A 17,617-nucleotide genomic window follows, 5' to 3' on the forward strand; every position below is an offset into this window, starting at 1 on the left:
GCAGCCGGACGGAGGACCCCAGGTGGCCGAGGAGCAGCGGACCGCGAAGCCGGAACGACTCGCGAGGAAGCCGTACGAGCGGGAACTGCTGCGGCTCCAGCAGGAACTGGTGAAGCTCCAGGAGTGGGTGCGGGTCGAGGGCGCCCGGCTGGTGGTGGTCTTCGAGGGGCGCGACGCCGCCGGCAAGGGCGGCGCGATCAAGCGGGTGACGGAGTACCTGAACCCGCGCATCGCCCGGGTCGTGGCGCTGCCGACCCCGACCGAGCGGCAGAAGACCCAGTGGTACTTCCAGCGGTACGTCGAGCAGCTGCCGGCCGCGGGGGAGATCGTGCTGTTCGACCGCAGCTGGTACAACCGGGCCGGCGTCGAGCGGGTCATGGGCTTCTGCACGGACGAGCAGTACTGGCAGTTCCTGCACCAGTGCCCGACCTTCGAGCGGATGCTGATCGAGGAGGGCGTCCTGCTGCGCAAGTACTGGTTCTCGGTGAGCGACACCGAGCAGGAACGGCGCTTCCGGGACCGGCTGGAGGATCCGATGAAGCGCTGGAAGCTCTCCCCGATGGACGTCGAGTCGATCACCCGTTGGGAGGACTACTCGCGGGCCAAGGACGAGATGTTCGTCTACACCGACACCCCGGACTCGCCCTGGCACGTGGTGGAGAGCGACGACAAGCGGCGGGCCCGGATCAACATGATCGCCCACCTGCTCTCCACCGTGCCGTACCGCGAGATCACCGCCCCGCAGATCGACCTGCCGCCCCGCCCGGCCCCGCGCGGCTACCAGCGGCCCCCGCGCGACCTGCAGAAGTACGTCCCGGACCACGCGGCCCGCCTCGATCGGCGGGAGGGCCGGGCGCGATGAGGCCGGCTGCTCCGGCGGGTGTGTCGGCGGCCTCGCATAGGCTTCCGGTGTGGACGAACCGGACCTCTTCACCGCCGCCGCCGAGGAACGCCAGAGCAGGGAGCCCGGCCGGGCGCCGCTGGCCGTACGGATGCGTCCGCGCACCCTGGACGAGGTGGCCGGGCAGCGGCAGCTGCTGAAGCCCGGGTCGCCGCTGCGGCGGCTGGTCTCGGGCTCGCGCGGGCCGGCGGCGACCAGTTCGGTGATCCTCTGGGGCCCGCCCGGCACGGGCAAGACCACCCTCGCGCACGTGATCAGCCAGGCCGTGGAGGGCCGCTTCGTCGAGCTGTCCGCGATCACCGCCGGGGTCAAGGAGGTCCGGGCGGTGATCGACGGCGCCCGGCGGGCGGTCGGCATGTCCGGCCGGGAGACGGTGCTGTTCCTGGACGAGATCCACCGCTTCTCCAAGGCCCAGCAGGACTCGTTGCTGCCGGCCGTGGAGAACCGTTGGGTCACCCTGATCGCGGCGACCACGGAGAACCCGTACTTCTCGGTGATCTCCCCGCTGCTGTCCCGCTCGCTGCTGCTCACCCTGGAGTCGCTGACCGACGAGGACGTCCGCGCCCTGCTGCGCCGCGCGGTGGCCGACGAGCGCGGCCTGGGGGGCGCGTTGGACCTGACGGCGGAGGCCGAGGACCACCTGGTGCGCCTCGCCGGCGGTGACGCCCGGCGGGCGCTCACCACGCTGGAGGCCGCGGCCGGGGCGGCGCTGGAGAAGGGCGAGGCGAGCATCACGCTGGCCACCACGGAGACGGCCGTCAACCAGGCGGCGGTGCGCTACGACAAGGACGGCGACCAGCACTACGACGTGGCGAGCGCGCTGATCAAGTCGATCCGGGGCAGCGACGTGGACGCCACCCTGCACTACCTGGCCCGGATGATCGAGGCGGGGGAGGACCCGCGGTTCATCGCCCGCCGGCTGATGATCTCGGCCAGCGAGGACGTCGGCCTGGCCGACCCGACGGCGCTCCAGACGGCGGTCGCGGCGGCCCAGGCGGTGGCCCTGATCGGCTTCCCGGAGGCGCGGATCATCCTCTCCCAGGCGGCGATCGCGCTGGCCCTGGCGCCCAAGTCCAACGCGGCCTACCTGGCGATCGACGCGGCGCTGGCGGACGTCCGGCAGGGGCTCGCGGGCGCGGTGCCGCCGCACCTGCGGGACGCGCACTACGGCGGCGCGGGCAAGCTCGGCCACGGCCGGGGCTACCAGTACCCGCACGACCTGCCGGAGGGCATCGCGGCCCAGCAGTACGCGCCGGACGCGGTGCACGGCAAGGACTACTACCAGCCGACCCGGCGCGGCGGCGAGGCCCGCTACGCGGACGTCGTGGAGTGGACGCGGGGCCGGCTCAGGGGCGAGTGAGAAGGGGCGGTCGAGCACCCGGTACAATCGGTCGGAGTGCCACGTCCCGGGACGGCGGCGGGGGAGACCCCACCGACCGGCCACACCAGCGGGGCATCGGCCGTAGGCCTCCTCCGGGAGGCCCGCACCAGGAGCGTCGCGCACCGTTTCGGTGTCGCGGACGGCCCGGGTTTCCGGGCTGTTCCGTGTGACCAGCACTTTTGTGCCCGGCTCCGGAGAGCGGCTGACCGCATCGCCTCGGCGATGGGTTGTCTCCGGGTCGCGAGATGCGACCTCCGTCAACACCTGGTGAAGCCGTATTCGTAAGCAAGGAAGGTTTGGTTCATGGCGAACCAGAAGCGTCCCAAGGTCAAGATCGCGCGTGCGCTCGGCGTGCCGCTGACCCCGAAGTCCGTCAAGTACTTCGAGGCCCGCCCGTACCCGCCCGGCCAGCACGGCCGTGGTCGCAAGCAGAACTCGGACTACAAGGTCCGTCTGCTCGAGAAGCAGCGTCTGCGCGCCCAGTACGACCTGAGCGAGAAGCAGATGGCGCGCGCGTTCGACCGCGCGAAGAAGGCCGAGGGCAAGACCGGTGAGGCGCTCGTCGCCGAGCTGGAGACCCGTCTGGACTCGCTGGTGCTGCGTTCGGGCATTGCCCGCACCATCTACCAGGCCCGCCAGATGGTCGTCCACGGCCACATCGAGGTCAACGGTGGCAAGGTCAACAAGCCGTCGTACCAGATGAAGCCGGGCTTCGTGGTGACCGTCCGCGAGCGCAGCAAGGAGAAGGTCCCGTTCCAGGTCGCCCGTGAGGGTGGCTACGCGGGCGAGGGCCAGACCCCGAAGTACCTCGAGGTCAACCTGAAGGCCCTGGCCTTCCGCCTGGACCGTGCGCCGCAGCGCAAGGAGGTCCCGGTGATCTGTGACGAGCAGCTGGTGGTCGAGTACTACTCGCGCTGACCCGCGGCGGTTCCGCATCTGCGGTACCTCAGCGAGCCCCCGTCGCCTTTCGAGGCGGCGGGGGCTCGCCCCTTTTCCGGTGGCGCTTCCTGGTGCCGGTCGGACAGGACCTAGCGGTTCTCGCCGGTCATCGCCGCGGCCAGCCGCAGGTGCGGGCGGGCCTCCTCGGCGCGGCCCTGGCGCTCCAGGGTGCGGCCGAGCATCAGCCGGGCGTAGTCCTCGGCCGGGTCGGTGTCCAGGATCCGGAGCAACTCGGCCTCGGCGCGCCCGAGTTGGGCGGAGTGGTAGTAGCTGCGGGCCAGCAGCAGCCGGACCGAGAGGTTGGCCGGCTCCTCGGCCAGCACGCCCTCCAGCATGCGGGCGGCGTCGGCGTAGGCCTTGGACTCGAAGTGGAACGTCGCGAGGCGGTACTCGTCGGCGGCGGTGGTCACGGCCACGGGGTGCTCCTTCCGGGTGGTTCCTTGCCTCCTCAAGCAATCGGCAAGTTTCAGCTATTCCTGGCCGGTGCGGGCGTCGGTGCGGACGGCACCGCGCAGGGCCCGGACCCGGGCTCCGGGCCGCCCGCCGACCCGCTGCCGCCCAGCGCCCGGGAGACCGCCGCGTCCAGGTCGAGCCGGGCCCCGGCCTGGTAGCACCGCTCGTACTCCTGCGCGGTCAGCCCCGCCCGGGCCCGCTCCGCGCACTCCTGGTGCGGGCCGAAGAAGGACCGCGAGCCCAGGAAGGGCAGGCCGACCGCGCCCCAGATCCGGTGCGCGGCGCCCTGCAGCACCCGGGCCCCGCCCAGGTCGCCCGGCGCGCCCGGGTCGCCCGGCTCGGTCTCCAGCAGCGCCAGCAGGTCGATCGCCAGCGCGATGCCCAGCAGGTCGTGGAACAGGTGGTTCAGCCGCAGGCCCTCCCGGGCCAGGGCGCGGGCCGCCCGGACGGCGCCGTCCATCCAGTGCGCGTACGCCGTCGCGTACAGCACGTACGCGTACGCCCACTGCTCGCCGTGCTCTTCGCACAGCTCGCGGGCCTGGCCGAACCAGAGCTCCCCGCTCTCCGGATCCCCCTGGAACAGGTACGCGAGGCCCAGCTCGACCATGGCCAGCACGACGTTGCTGTTGAGCTCGCCGATCGTCCGGTAGTGCCAGAGCGCCTCCTCGAACAGCTCGGCGGCGCGGTCCGGCTCGTCGCCGATCAGGGCCGCGCTGCCCTGCCGGTGGACGGCGTAGGCGAGCGCCCGGTCGTCGCCGGTGTCCAGGGCCTGGCGGCGGCACTCCTCCAGTGCCGGGCGGGCCGTCTCCAGGTCGCCTTGCAGGGTGGCCAGGTGGCCGGTCACCCAGAGGGCCTTGGCGCGGGCCTCGGTCGGCTCGCGGTCCAGGGCGAGCGCGCGGTCCAGCCAGTGCCGCCCCTCGCCGAGGTGGCCGCAGCCGACCCAGTAGAACCACAGCGTGCCCGCCAGCAGCAGGGCGATCTGCTCCTCGCCGGGCTCGGCGAGGCAGAACTCCAGCGCCGCGCGGAGGTTGGGGTGGGCGAGTTCGGTGCGCTCGGCGGTCTCGGCCTGCCGGGGCCCGAACCACTCGACCTCGCCCCAGGTGGCCACGCCCAGGTACCAGTCGCGGTGGCGGCGCAGCAGCCGCTGGTCCTCGCCGGCGGCCCGCAGCCACTGGCCGCCGTAGTCGCGCAGGGTGTCCAGCAGCCGGAAGCGGACGCCGAAGGCGCTGTCCTCGCCCAGCACCACGGACTTGCCGACCAGTTCGTCGAGCAGGTCGAGCACGTCCTCGGCCTCCAGGCCGTCACCGGCGCAGACGTACTCGGCGGCCTCCAGGTCGAAACTGCCGGCGAAGACCGACAGTCGGGCCCAGAGTAAACGTTCCTGCACGGTGCAGAGCTCATGGCTCCAGCCGATCGTGGTGCGCAGCGCCCGGTGCCGCGGCAGGGCCGTCCGGGAGCCGCCGGTGAGCAGCCGGAACCGGTCGTCCAGCCGGGCGGTGATCTGCTCCACCGACAGCGCGCGCAGCCGTCCGGCCGCCAGCTCCACCGCCAGCGGGAGGCCGTCCAGACGGCGGCAGAGCAGGCTCACCGCCTCGGCGTCGGCCTCGGTCAGCGCGAAGGAGGGCAGCACCGCCCGGGCCCGCTCGGCGAACAGCCGCACCGCGTCCGGCAGTCCGCCCGGACCGCCCGGACCGCTCGGCCGCGGGTCGACCGGCAGCGGGGCCAGGGTGAGCAGGTGCTCGCCCGAGGCCCGCAGCGCGGCGCGGCTGGTGGTCAGCACCCGGAGGCCGGGCAGCGCCCGCAGCAGTGCGTCCGCCAGTTCGGCGCAGGCCTGCACCAGGTGCTCGCAGCCGTCCAGCACCAGCAGCGTGCACCGGCCGGACAGCCGCTCGGTGAGCAGGTCCAGCGGCGGGCGGGCGGTGCCGTCGGCCAGCCGCAGCGCCTCCAGCACCGCGCGGCCGAGCAGCAGCGGGTCCTGCACCGGGGCCAGCTCGACCAGCCAGGTGCCGTCCGGGAAGGCGCCGGCCGCCCGGGCGGCGGCGCGCAGGGCCAGTCGGCTCTTGCCCACCCCGCCCGGCCCGGTCACCGTCACCAGCCGGGCGCCGGCCAGCAGGCCCGCCAGCTCGGCCAGCTCCCGCTGCCGCCCGACGAAGCCCGTCACCTCGGCCGGCAGCCGGCCGGGCTCCGGCTCGCGCGGCCGCGCCGCGGGTTCCCCGGACCGTGCTCTCCAGTCGCCGGCCAAGCGCTGCTCCCCGTGTTCCTGGCCCGGACCCTCGGGGCCCGGACGTTCGTCGGGCCGTACGGGCGACGGCCCGCCTGGCAGAACGAGGTGACCGGCCGGTAGGTTACGCGCGCGGTTCGCACATCCGACCGGTTCGGCCGGGGGCCGACGCGACGGCGGACCCCGGGGCCCGGCGACAACCCGGTCCGGAAACCGGGCGTGGGCGCGATAGGGTTCCGTTTGGAGAACAGCAAGGCGAGGGAGCGCGCAAAGGTGTCCGTGGGAGAGCTGGCCGGGTTGCTCGTCGCCGTGTTCTGGGCGGTCCTGGTCACCCTGCTCGCCGTGGTGCTGGTCCGCCTCTCGCGAGTGCTGAAGGAGGCCACCGTCCTCGTCTCCGCCGTCACCGAGCAGGCCGTCCCGCTGCTGAGCGACGCGGGCGCCGCCGTGCGCAGTGCCAACCAGCAGCTGGAGCGGGTGGACGAGATCACCGCCAACGTGCAGGACGCCGCCGCCAACGCCAACGCGCTCTCCTCCACCGTCGCCGCCACCCTGGGCGGGCCGCTGGTGAAGGTCGCGGCCTTCAGTTACGGCGTCCGCAAGGCCGTCGCCAAGCAGCAGGGCGGCCAGCCGTCCGTGCCGTCGCAGAGCGGCGAGCGCGAGGAGCTGGCCCGGCTGATCCGGGCCGAGGTGCGCGCCGCGACCGCGCCCAGGAACGGCCTGTTCTCCCGGGTCCGGCGCGCGGTGAGGGGCTGACGGCATGGTGCGACGCGTCTTCTGGATGGCGGTCGGCGCCGGTGCGACCGTGTGGGCCATGAACAAGGCCAACGAGGCCGTGCACCGGCTCACCCCGGACAGCCTCTCCGGCACCGCCACGCGCGGTGCGCTGCACCTGGGCGACCTGGCCAAGCAGTTCGCCCAGGACGTGCGGGCCGGCATGGCCGAGCGCGAGGAGCAGCTGAAGGACGACCTCGGACTGCACGGCACCGCCGTCGTCGAGCCCGGGAGCACCCGCCGGGTCCTGCGCGGCGAGCCGCAGTACCGAGCTATCTCGGCGGCGCCCGGCAGCCCGGCCGCCGCCCTGCCCCCGTCCGGCCCCCGCCCCGTATCCCGTGGGGCCCGCACCACCACCCGAGCCATTGAAGAAACGCCCCGCCGCGCCCTGCCGCAGCGGGGCGGCACCCCGAACCGGAAGGACCAATAATGGAGTCGGCTGAGATCCGCCGCCGCTGGCTGCGCTTCTTCGAGGAGCGCGGCCACACCGTCGTTCCGTCGGCGTCCCTGGTCGCCGACGACCCCACCCTGCTGCTGGTCAACGCCGGCATGGTGCCGTTCAAGCCCTACTTCCTGGGCGAGGTCAAGCCGCAGTTCTCGCGCGCCACCAGCGTCCAGAAGTGCGTGCGCACCCTGGACATCGAGGAGGTCGGGAAGACCACCCGACACGGCTCCTTCTTCCAGATGTGCGGCAACTTCTCCTTCGGCGACTACTTCAAGGAAGGCGCCATCAAGTTCGCGTGGGAGCTGCTCACCAGCTCCGTCGCGGACGGTGGCTACGGCCTGGAGAAGGAGAAGCTCTGGATCACCGTCTACCAGGACGACGACGAGGCCGAGCTGATCTGGCGTGACGTCATCGGCGTCCCGTCCGAGCGCATCCAGCGCCTCGGCATGAAGGACAACTTCTGGTCGATGGGCGTCCCCGGCCCCTGCGGCCCGTGCTCGGAGATCAACTACGACCGCGGCCCCGCGTACGGCGAGGAGGGCGGCCCGGCCGTCAACGGCGAGCGCTACCTGGAGATCTGGAACCTGGTCTTCATGCAGTACGAGCGCGGCCACGGCGACGGCAAGGACGGCTTCGAGATCCTCGGCGACCTGCCGAGCAAGAACATCGACACCGGCCTCGGCCTGGAGCGCCTCGCCGCCATCCTCCAGGGCGTCGACAACCTCTTCGAGATCGACACCAGCCGGATGATCCTCGACCGCGCCGCCGAGCTCACCGGCCACACCTACGGCGCCGACCACAAGTCGGACGTCTCGCTGCGCGTGGTCACCGACCACATCCGCACCGCGCTGATGCTGATCGGCGACGGCGTCACCCCCGGCAACGAGGGCCGCGGCTACGTGCTGCGCCGCATCCTGCGCCGCGCCATCCGCAACATGCGCCTGCTGGGCGCCACCGGCGTGGTGGCCAAGGACCTCACCGACATCGCCATCAAGGCGATGGCTCCGCAGTACCCGGAGCTGGAGAGCGACCGCAAGCGCATCGAGACGGTCGTCGTCGGTGAGGAGGCGGCCTTCCTGCAGACCCTCAAGGCCGGCACCAGCCTGCTGGACGCCGCGGTCACCGAGACCAAGCAGGCCGGCGGCGCGGTCCTCTCCGGGGACCAGGCCTTCAAGCTGCACGACACCTACGGCTTCCCGATCGACCTCACCCTGGAGATGGCCGAGGAGCAGGGCCTCCAGGTGGACGAGGCCGGCTTCCGCCGCCTGATGCAGGAGCAGCGCAACCGCGCCAAGGCGGACGCCAAGGCCAAGAAGATGGGCCACGCCGACGTCGCCGCGTACCGCGAGGTCGCCGACAAGTCCGGCGCGAGCGTCTTCACCGGCTACAACCTCACCGAGGGCGAGGCCAGCGTCGTCGGCCTGCTGGTGGACGGCGTTCCGGCGCCGGCCGCCTCCGAGGGCGACGAGGTCGAGATCATCCTCGACCGCACCCCGTTCTACGCCGAGGGCGGCGGCCAGCTCGCCGACCACGGCCGGATCCGGCTGGAGTCCGGCGCGGTGGTGGAGATCCGCGACGTGCAGCAGCCCGTCCCGGGTGTCATCGTGCACTCCGGCGGGGTGCTGTTCGGCGAGGTCGTGCTCGGCGCCTCGGCGTACGCCACGATCGACACCGAGCGCCGCCGGGCGATCGCCCGCGCCCACTCGGCCACCCACCTGACCCACCAGGCGCTGCGCGACGCGCTCGGCCCGACGGCCGCCCAGGCCGGCTCCGAGAACGCCCCCGGCCGCTTCCGCTTCGACTTCGGCTCGCCCGCCGCCGTCCCGGGCACCGTGCTGGTCGACGTCGAGCAGAAGATCAACGACGTGCTGGGCCGTGAACTCGACGTCACCGCCGAGGTCATGACGATGGATCAGGCCCGCAAGGCCGGCGCCATCGCGATGTTCGGCGAGAAGTACGGCGACGAGGTCCGGGTCGTCACCATCGGTGACTTCTCCAAGGAGCTGTGCGGCGGCACGCACGTCGGCAACACCGCCCAGCTGGGCCTGGTCAAGCTGCTCGGCGAGTCCTCGATCGGCTCCGGCGTGCGCCGCGTCGAGGCGCTGGTCGGCGTCGACGCGTACAAGTTCCTGGCCCGCGAGCACACCGTGGTCTCCCAGCTGACCGAGCTGGTCAAGGGGCGCCCGGAGGAGCTGCCGGAGAAGATCTCGGGCATGCTCGCCAAGCTCAAGGACGCCGAGAAGGAGATCGAGCGCTTCCGCGCCGAAAAGGTGCTGGCCGCCGCGGCGGGTCTGGCCGACTCGGCCGAGGACGTGCACGGCATCTCGGTGGTCGCCGCGCAGGTCGCCGACGGCGTGGGCGCGGACGAGCTGCGCAAGCTGGTGCTGGACGTGCGCGGCCGCCTCGGCTCGCGCCCGGCCGTGGTCGCCGCCTTCACCGTGGCGAACGACCGCCCGCTGACCGTGATCGCCACCAACGAGGACGCCCGCGCCCGCGGCATCAAGGCCGGCGAGCTGGTCCGGGTCGCCGCCAAGACCCTCGGCGGCGGCGGTGGCGGCAAGGACGACGTCGCCCAGGGCGGCGGCTCCAACCCGGCCGCGGTCGGCGAGGCCGTCGCCGCGGTGCGCGGCCTGGTCGCGGAGCGCGCCAGCTGATGGTCGAGGAGCCTCAGGTGGAGCGGCCCTTCCGGCGGGGGCGGCGGATCGCCGTCGACGTCGGTGACGCCCGGATCGGGGTCGCGTCCTGCGACCCCGACGGGGTGCTCGCCACGCCCGTGGAGACCGTTCCGGCCGGGGTGAAGTCGCAGGCCAGGATCGCCGCCATCGTCGAGGAGTACGACGCGGTGGAGGTGATCGTCGGGCTGCCCCGCTCGCTGAGCGGCAAGGAGGGCCCGGCGGCGGAGAAGGTCCGCGCCTACGCGACGCGGCTGGCCAACCGGCTGTACCCGGTGCCGGTCCGGCTGGTCGACGAGCGGATGTCGACCGTCACCGCCACCCACGGGCTGCGCGCCTCGGGCGTCAAGGCGAAGAAGGGCCGCTCGGTGGTCGACCAGGCCGCCGCGGTGGTGATCCTGCAGACCGCCCTTGAGTCCGAACGGGTGAGCGGGAACCCGCCCGGTGAGAGCGTCGAGGCGGTCGGCTGACCGGCCTGATCTAACGTCCCGTCGAGGGGTCCGTGCGGACGCGTCCGCACGGACCCCTTTCGAACGTTTCGGCACTGCCGAGGGGACGCGAGCGATGACCGACCAGGACTTCCACCCGGGGCTCACGCCCGGGCACCTGGGTGCGCCGGTGCTGGAGCCGGAGGGCCGGCCGCCGGGCGCGCCCCGCATGCGCCCCGATGCGCCCGATCCGCACCGACGGCGTAACGGACTGGCCTGCGCGCTCACCGCGCTCGCCCTGGTCGCGGTGTTCGGCGGGGCGGGCCTCGCCGGGTACACCTGGCTCCAGGGGCAGCGCACACCCCCGGCCGCCGCCGACTTCGCGGGGCAGGGCACCGGCAGCGTCCAGGTCTCGGTGCCGGAGGGCGCGGGCCTGTCCCAGATCGCGTCCGCCCTGGTCCGCAACGGGGTGGTGGCCAGCTCGCTCGCCTTCACCCGGGCGGCCAAGGGCAGCGCCGCGGCCGCCGGGCGGATCCAGCCCGGCACCTACACCCTGAAGCAGCGGATGTCGGCCGCGGCCGCGCTGACCGTGCTGATCGACCCGGCCAACGCCAACGGCCTGACCATCCCCGAGGGCTGGCGCGGCTACCAGATCTACGTGGCCATCGACCACAAGCTGCGCCTGCCGGAGGGCACCACCCAGCGCACCGCCCAGGAGCAGGGCGCCGAACTGGGCCTGCCGGACTTCGCCAAGGGCAGCCCCGAGGGCTACCTCTTCCCCGCGACGTACAGCGTCACCGACGGGACCACCGCGATCGACCTGCTGAAACAGATGGTGGAGCGGGCCGGCAAGGAGTTCAGCCGGGACGACGCGAACGTCGTCGCGCAGAACCTCGGGCAGAGCCTGTACGGGCTGGTCACCGTGGCCAGCATGGTCCAGGGCGAGGCCGACAACAACGAGGACATGGGCAAGGTGGCGCGGGTCATCTACAACCGGCTCGCCAAGGGCATGCCGCTGCAACTCGACTCCACGATCAACTACGCGCTCGGCCGGTCGACCCTGAACACCACCGTCACCGACACCCGGCTGGACTCCCCGTACAACACCTACCTGCACCCCGGGCTGCCGCCCACGCCGATCTCCAACCCGGGGCGGCAGGCGATCATGGCGGCGCTGGACCCGGCGCAGGGGGACTGGCTCTACTTCGTCACCGTGAAACCGGGGGACACCCGCTTCACCGACAGCTTCGACGTGCAGCAGCGCAACGTCGCCGAGTTCAACGCCAACCGGGCGTCGGCGAAGCCGAGTGCCTCGGCCCTGCCGGAGGCTTCGGCCGACGCGTCGGCCGAAGCCTCCGGGCCGCCGGCGCCGGCGCCGGCGCCCGAGCCGAGCGCGGGCGGGTGAGGTCGGACACTGACGGCACGTCCGCCCTGCCGGGGGCACGTGTGCGGTACGGTAACGTCTCCTCCCAGGCGCTGCGCTAGCACGCCGGTTCGAGAATCAGCCGGGACCGCGTCCCGGACGGCCGGTCCGATCCTCCGGCCGTCTTCGTCGGTTAAGGGGATCAATGACCGATCTGGGTCGGGGCTACGGCCCCCAGGGCTCTGAGCCGTGGCACCCCGGTGACCCCGGGTACGGCGGCCAGCAGCCGGTCCCCGGCCAGCAGGACGGCCAGTGGCAGCAGTATCCCCAGCAGGGCGAGCCGGTCCAGCAGTATCCCCAGCAGCAGGGCCAGCCGGTCCAGCAGCCGTACGGAGACATGCAGCAGCAGGGGTACCCGCAGCAACAGCAGCAGATGCAGCAGATGCCGCAGCAGGGGTACCCGCAGGGGTATCAGCAGCAGGGGTTCCCGGGCGGACAGCAGCAGTACCCGCAGCAGCAGGTGCCCCAGCAGCAGATGCAGCAGCAGGGCTACCCGCAGCAGGGGTACCCGCAGCAACAGCAGCAGATGCAGCAGATGCCGCAGCAGGGGTACCCGCAGGGGTATCAGCAACAGGGGTTCCCGGACGGTCAGCAGCAACCGGGTATGGCGCAGCAACCGGGTATGGCACAGCAGCAGGGGATGGCCCCACAGCAGCCCCAACAGCTTCAGCAGCCCGGTGCGCAGCAGCAGCCGGGCATCCCGCAGCAGGGCGCGCAGCCCGGGCGGCGGCGTCGCGCGGCGCCGGAGCCCGAGCCGGTCGCGCCCGTCAGCGGCCCCGGCCCGGACGGCATCGACTGGGAGGCCGAGGCCGCCGCGCTGGAGGCCGGTGCCGACCCGGTCGGCGGGCGCGCGCCCGAGACCGACGAGTGGGACGGCCACCCGGACGGCTTCCAGGAGGACGGCCACCACGAGGACGCCGAGCACCGCGACGAGGACGGCCACGCCGAGCAGGAGGGCTTCCTCGGCGAGGAGGACTCCTCCCGCGACGCGCAGAAGAAGCGCAAGGAGAAGGGCAAGAAGTCCGGCCGCCGCAACGGCGGGGCCTGCCTGCTGGTCGCGCTGGTGCTGGTCGGCGCCCTGGGCGGGGCCGGCTGGTGGGGCTACGGCTTCTACCAGGACCACTTCGGCCCGCCGCCGGACTTCACGGGCGAGGGCGGCAGCCCCGTCCAGGTCGAGGTCAAGTCGGGTGCGGTCGGCGGTCAGATCGGCCTGGCGTTGAAGAGCGCCGGCGTGGTCAAGAGCGTCGACGCCTTCAGCAAGGCCTGCGACGCCGAGCCGAAGTGCAAGAGCGTCCAGCCGGGCTTCTACTCGCTGAAGAAGGAGTTGCCGGCCGCCACCGCGCTGAGCGAACTGCTCAACGGGGCCGGCGGTGCGGCGCTGGTCATCCCCGAGGGCAAGACCGCCGCCGACATCTACACCCTGATCGACGGGAAGCTGAAGCTGCCTCAGGGCACCACGGCGGGTGTCGCCAAGGCCCAGGTCGGCAGCCTCGGCCTGCCGGCGTACGCGAACGGCAACGTCGAGGGCTTCCTCTGGCCGACCCGGTACAACATCGCCGACGGCATGAAGCCCGAGGACCTGCTCAAGCAGATGGTGAAGAACGCCACCGACAAGTACGCGACCCTGGACGCCGACGCCTCCAAGGCCGGCCTCAAGAACGCGTACGAGGTGGTCATCGAGGCGAGCATCCTGCAGCGCGAGGGCAACACCCCGGCCGACTTCGCCAAGATGGCCAGGACCATCCAGAACCGGCTGGCGAGCGACACCGTGCGCCACACGCTCGGCATGGACACCACGCTGCAGTACTCGCTGGGCCGCAAGGACCTCGACAAGAAGGACATCAACGACGGGTCCAACAAGTACAACACCTACATCAACCCGGGCCTGCCGCCGACGCCGATCTCCAACCCCGGCGACGACGCGCTCAAGGCGGTGCTCAACCCGGCGGACGGCAAGTGGCTGTACTTCATCGCGATGTCCCCGGGCAACACCCTGTACGCCGACACGGACAAGGAACACGCGGCCAACGTCGAGGCGTACTGCCGGGCGGCGGGCCAGGGCTTCGACAAGGTCGGTCTCCACTGCACCACCAAGTAGCCGCCACCGCACCGCCGTTCACGGAGGAGCAGCGTTGACCAGCAAGCACCGGGCCGCCGTCCTCGGCTCGCCGATCGCCCACTCGCTCTCGCCGGACCTGCACCGGGCCGCCTTCGCGGCGCTCGGGCTGGACGGCTGGCGCTACGACCGCTTCGAGGTCGACGAGGCCGGCCTGCCCGGCTTCCTCGCCGGGCTGGACGAGGCCGAGTGGGCCGGGCTGTCGCTGACCATGCCGCTGAAGCGGGCGATCATCCCGCTGCTGGACGAGGTCAGCGCGACGGCCCGCGCGGTGGACGCGGTGAACACCGTGGTGTTCACCGCCGACGGGCGGCGCACCGGGGACAACACCGACGTCCCCGGGCTGGTGAACGCGCTGCGCGAGCGGGGCATCACCGAGGTGCCGGCCGCGGCCGTGCTGGGTGCCGGGGCCACCGCCTCCTCGGCGCTGGCGGCGCTGGCCCAGGTCTGCACCGGCGAGGTGACCGTCTACGTGCGCAGCGCGGAGCGGGCCCGGGAGATGGCCGAGTTGGGCGAGCGGCTGGGCGTCGCCGTGCGCACCGCCGACTGGGAGCGCGGCGCGCAGGCGCTGGCGCGGCCGCTGACCGTCTCGACCACGCCGGTCGGTGCGACCGACGCCTTCGCCGGGGCGCTGCCCGCGGCGCCGGGGGCGCTGTTCGACGTGCTGTACCACCCGTGGCCGACGGCGCTGGCCGAGGCCTGCGCCGCGCGCGGGGCGACCGTCCTGGGCGGGCTGGACCTGCTGGTGCACCAGGCGGTGCTGCAGAGCGAGGCCTTCACCGGGCGGGCGCCGGGGCCGCTGGCGGCGATGCGCGAGGCGGGCGAGAAGGCCCTCGCCGGGCGCTGAGGCCGGGCCGGTGGCCGGATCGCGCCGACCACCGCCCGGCCGGGTGGCCGGAATCGTGCCGACCACCGTCCCGCCGACTGGCCGGTTGCCGTCCGTCACGCGGACTGGGCCTCCGGGTGCCGCCGGGACGTGAAAGGATTCAGGGGAAAAGGCACGCCCGGGCGGGCCCCGGCAGGTGCCGAGGCCGGTCCGCTGATGAAGGAGCTCCGTTGGGTACGTTGCGCTGGCTGACGGCGGGGGAGTCGCACGGCCCCGCACTCGTCGCGACGCTGGAAGGCCTGCCCGCCGGTGTACCGGTCACCACCGCGGTGGTGGCCGACGCGCTGGCGCGCCGCCGGCTCGGTTACGGTCGCGGCGCACGGATGAAGTTCGAGCAGGACGAGGTGACGTTCCTCGGCGGCGTCCGGCACGGCGAGACCATGGGCAGCCCGGTGGCGGTCATGGTCGGTAACACCGAGTGGCCGAAGTGGGAGCAGGTCATGTCGGCCGACCCGGTCGACCCCGAGGTGCTGGCCGGTCTGGCCCGCAACGAGGCGCTCACCCGCCCCCGCCCCGGCCACGCCGACCTGGCCGGCATGCAGAAGTACTCGATCGACGAGGCCCGTCCGATCCTGGAGCGCGCCAGCGCCCGTGAGACGGCCGCCCGGGTCGCGCTCGGTGCCGTCGCCCGCGCGTACCTGAAGGAGACCTGCGGGATAGAGATCGTCAGCCACGTGGTCGAGCTGGCCGCCGCCAAGGCCCCGGCCGGTGTGCTGCCGCTGCCCTCGGACGAGGCGCGGCTGGACGCGGACCCGGTCCGCTGCCTGGACGCCGACGCCTCGAAGGCGATGGTCGCCGAGATCGACCAGGCCCACAAGGACGGCGACACCCTCGGCGGCGTGGTCGAGGTGCTCGCGTACGGCGTGCCGGTGGGTCTGGGCTCGCACGTGCACTGGGACCGCCGGCTGGACGCCCGGCTGGCCGCCGCGCTGATGGGCATCCAGGCGATCAAGGGCGTCGAGGTCGGCGACGGCTTCGAGCTGGCCCGGGTGCCCGGTTCGCAGGCGCACGACGAGATCGTCCCGACCCCCGAGGGCGTCAAGCGCACCTCCGGCCGCTCCGGCGGCACCGAGGGCGGCCTGACCACGGGCGAGGTGCTGCGGGTGCGTGCCGCCATGAAGCCGATCGCCACCGTGCCGCGGGCGCTGCAGACCCTGGACGTGCGCACCGGCGAGCCGGCCAAGGCGCACCACCAGCGCTCGGACGTCTGCGCCGTGCCGGCCGCCGGGATCGTCGCCGAGGCGATGGTCGCGCTGGTGCTGGCCGACGCGGTGAACGAGAAGTTCGGCGGTGACCACGTCTCCGAGACCCGCCGCAACGTGCAGGGCTACCTCGACAACCTGATCATCCGATGACCGTTCCGGTCGTTGTGCTGGTCGGCCCGCCCGGCAGTGGCAAGTCCACCGTCGGGCGGGCCCTGGCCGAGCGCCTGGGCGTCGGCTTCCGGGACACCGACGCCGACATCGAGGCGCTGGCCGGCAAGCCCATCCCGGAGATCTTCGTCGACGAGGGCGAGCCGCACTTCCGCGAGCTGGAGGTCCGGGCCGTGCGCACGGGCGCCACGGAGCACGACGGCGTGCTGGCACTCGGCGGCGGCGCGGTGATGGCCGAGGCCACCCGCGCCCTGCTGCGCGAGCTGCCGGTCGTCTTCCTGGAGGTCCCGCTGGCGGACGCGGTCAAGCGGGTCGGCCTGGACGCCCCGCGCCCGCTGCTGGCCATCAACCCGCGGGCCCGCTGGCGCGAGCTGATGGAGGCCCGCCGGCCCCTCTACCTGGAGGTGGCCACCGCCGTCGTCGACACCGCCGGCCGCACCCCCGAGCAGGTCGCGGACGCCGTACTGGAAGCACTGGAGCTGAAGACCCCCCATGACTGACCCCATCGTCAGGATTCACGTCGGCGGCAGCGCCGGCCACGACCCGTACGACGTGCTGATCGGGCACCAGCTGCTCGGCGAGCTGTCGGCGCTGATCAGTCCTCCCAGCCTGGGGACGAGAGGCGCCAAGCGGGTCGCGATCATCCACCCCGAGGCGCTGGCCGCCACCGCCGACGCCATCCGCGAGGACCTGCTCGGCGAGGGCTACGAGGCGATCGCGCTCCAGGTGCCCAACGCCGAGGACGCCAAGAGCGCCGAGGTCGCCGCGTACTGCTGGTCGGTGCTCGGGCAGACCGGCTTCACCCGCAGCGACGTCGTCGTCGGCCTCGGCGGCGGCGCCACCACCGACCTGGCCGGCTTCGTCGCCGCGACCTGGCTGCGCGGCGTCCGCTGGATCTCCATGCCCACCACGCTGCTCGGCATGGTCGACGCGGCCGTCGGCGGCAAGACCGGCATCAACATCGCCGAGGGCAAGAACATGGTCGGTGCCTTCCACCCGCCGGTGGGCGTGCTGGCCGACCTCGACACCCTGGCGACCGTGCCCAAGCACGACTACGTCTCCGGCCTCGCCGAGGTCATCAAGTGCGGCTTCATCGCCGACCCGGCCATCCTCGACCTGATCGAGGCCGACCCGGAGGGCGCCAAGACCCCGGACGGCACGCACACCGTCGAGCTGATCCGCCGCGCCATCCAGGTCAAGGCCGACGTGGTCTCCGGGGACCTCAAGGAGTCCGGCCGGCGCGAGATCCTCAACTACGGCCACACCCTCGGCCACGCCATCGAGCGCAACGAGCGCTACAAGTGGCGGCACGGCGCCGCGATCTCCATCGGCATGGTCTTCGCCGCCGAACTCGGCCGCCTGGCGGGCCGGTTGGACGACGAGACGGCGGACCGGCACCGCACCGTGCTGGCCTCCGTCGGCCTGCCGCTGCGCTACCAGGCGGACGCCTGGCCGAAGCTGCTGGACGCCATGAAGATCGACAAGAAGTCGCGCGGCGACCTGATCCGCTTCATCGTCCTGGACGGCCTCGGCAAGACCTCCGTCCTGGAGGGCCCCGACCCGTCCCTGCTGGTCGCCGCCTACGCGGAGGTCTCGGCGTGACCAGGG

The 17,617-nt window shown here is 73.0% G+C and carries 16 protein-coding genes; 13 read left to right on the top strand and 3 right to left on the bottom strand.

All coding sequences use genetic code 11. The features are described from left to right. Positions 1 to 22 precede the first annotated feature (22 nt). The 3 genes from ppk2 to rpsD all read left to right on the top strand — a co-directional run bounded on the left by ppk2 (position 23) and on the right by rpsD (position 3,200). Positions 23 to 862 carry a polyphosphate kinase 2 gene (ppk2, locus tag ACIO9K_RS14770; protein ID WP_363618260.1) on the top strand — a complete coding sequence of 280 codons (840 nt, stop codon included), beginning with the start codon at positions 23 to 25 and terminating at the stop codon, positions 860 to 862. Between the two features lie 49 nt (positions 863 to 911). Continuing rightward, positions 912 to 2,261, top strand: a complete 1,350-nt coding sequence (locus ACIO9K_RS14775) for a replication-associated recombination protein A (RefSeq protein WP_363583096.1) — start codon at positions 912 to 914, stop codon at positions 2,259 to 2,261. Positions 2,262 to 2,585: 324 nt separating this feature from the next. Then, positions 2,586 to 3,200, top strand: coding sequence for a 30S ribosomal protein S4 (gene rpsD, locus ACIO9K_RS14780; RefSeq protein WP_063346792.1), 615 nt, complete (start codon positions 2,586 to 2,588; stop codon positions 3,198 to 3,200). A 110-nt stretch (positions 3,201 to 3,310) separates the two neighbouring features. Here the strand turns inward: rpsD and ACIO9K_RS14785 are convergent, their stop codons facing one another. Continuing rightward, entirely contained in the window at positions 3,311 to 3,631 is a 321-nt protein-coding gene (locus ACIO9K_RS14785) for a tetratricopeptide repeat protein (RefSeq protein ID WP_380377234.1), read from the bottom strand. Between the two features lie 56 nt (positions 3,632 to 3,687). Next, entirely contained in the window at positions 3,688 to 5,916 is a 2,229-nt protein-coding gene (locus ACIO9K_RS14790) for an ATP-binding protein (protein ID WP_400329856.1), read from the bottom strand. A gap of 252 nt (positions 5,917 to 6,168) precedes the next feature. On the opposite strand from ACIO9K_RS14790, the gene ACIO9K_RS14795 reads away from it, so the two are divergent. From ACIO9K_RS14795 to mltG (ACIO9K_RS14815), 5 genes are all read left to right on the top strand, one after another. Further along, positions 6,169 to 6,648, top strand: coding sequence for a DUF948 domain-containing protein (locus ACIO9K_RS14795; protein ID WP_363583100.1), 480 nt, complete (start codon positions 6,169 to 6,171; stop codon positions 6,646 to 6,648). Between the two features lie 4 nt (positions 6,649 to 6,652). Then, a complete protein-coding gene (locus ACIO9K_RS14800; protein ID WP_363583102.1) occupies positions 6,653 to 7,096 on the top strand; it encodes a DUF6167 family protein in 444 nt (147 codons plus the stop codon). Further along, entirely contained in the window at positions 7,096 to 9,765 is a 2,670-nt protein-coding gene (alaS, locus tag ACIO9K_RS14805) for an alanine--tRNA ligase (RefSeq protein WP_363618264.1), read from the top strand. Before ACIO9K_RS14800 ends, alaS begins: the two co-directional genes overlap by 1 nt. 17 nt (positions 9,766 to 9,782) lie before the next feature. Further along, on the top strand, positions 9,783 to 10,253 hold the full coding sequence (ruvX, locus tag ACIO9K_RS14810; protein WP_244293307.1) for a Holliday junction resolvase RuvX: 471 nt from the start codon (positions 9,783 to 9,785) through the stop codon (positions 10,251 to 10,253). Positions 10,254 to 10,347: 94 nt separating this feature from the next. Further along, positions 10,348 to 11,616, top strand: coding sequence for an endolytic transglycosylase MltG (gene mltG / locus ACIO9K_RS14815; protein WP_400329861.1), 1,269 nt, complete (start codon positions 10,348 to 10,350; stop codon positions 11,614 to 11,616). A 160-nt stretch (positions 11,617 to 11,776) separates the two neighbouring features. On the opposite strand, the gene ACIO9K_RS14820 is transcribed toward mltG (ACIO9K_RS14815), so the two are convergent. Continuing rightward, positions 11,777 to 12,250 (bottom strand): hypothetical protein, encoded by a 474-nt coding sequence (locus ACIO9K_RS14820; RefSeq protein WP_400329864.1) that lies wholly within the window; start codon positions 12,248 to 12,250, stop codon positions 11,777 to 11,779. A gap of 6 nt (positions 12,251 to 12,256) precedes the next feature. Between ACIO9K_RS14820 and mltG (ACIO9K_RS14825) the strand changes: the two genes are divergently transcribed. The 5 genes from mltG (ACIO9K_RS14825) to aroB all read left to right on the top strand — a co-directional run bounded on the left by mltG (ACIO9K_RS14825) (position 12,257) and on the right by aroB (position 17,611). Further along, positions 12,257 to 13,732, top strand: a complete 1,476-nt coding sequence (mltG, locus tag ACIO9K_RS14825) for an endolytic transglycosylase MltG (RefSeq protein ID WP_400329867.1) — start codon at positions 12,257 to 12,259, stop codon at positions 13,730 to 13,732. A 34-nt stretch (positions 13,733 to 13,766) separates the two neighbouring features. Further along, positions 13,767 to 14,597, top strand: a complete 831-nt coding sequence (locus ACIO9K_RS14830) for a shikimate dehydrogenase (RefSeq protein ID WP_400329870.1) — start codon at positions 13,767 to 13,769, stop codon at positions 14,595 to 14,597. A gap of 209 nt (positions 14,598 to 14,806) precedes the next feature. Further along, entirely contained in the window at positions 14,807 to 15,991 is a 1,185-nt protein-coding gene (gene aroC, locus ACIO9K_RS14835) for a chorismate synthase (RefSeq protein ID WP_350877858.1), read from the top strand. Further along, positions 15,988 to 16,509: a shikimate kinase gene (locus tag ACIO9K_RS14840; RefSeq protein ID WP_350877857.1), complete on the top strand. Its 522-nt coding sequence runs from the start codon at positions 15,988 to 15,990 to the stop codon at positions 16,507 to 16,509. Before aroC ends, ACIO9K_RS14840 begins: the two co-directional genes overlap by 4 nt. Further along, a complete protein-coding gene (gene aroB, locus ACIO9K_RS14845) occupies positions 16,502 to 17,611 on the top strand; it encodes a 3-dehydroquinate synthase (protein ID WP_363583114.1) in 1,110 nt (369 codons plus the stop codon). The genes ACIO9K_RS14840 and aroB overlap by 8 nt, the downstream gene beginning before the upstream one ends. Positions 17,612 to 17,617 lie beyond the last annotated feature (6 nt).

Source organism: Kitasatospora sp. NPDC087271, from assembly GCF_044744605.1.
In the GTDB taxonomy this organism is placed as follows: domain Bacteria; phylum Actinomycetota; class Actinomycetes; order Streptomycetales; family Streptomycetaceae; genus Kitasatospora.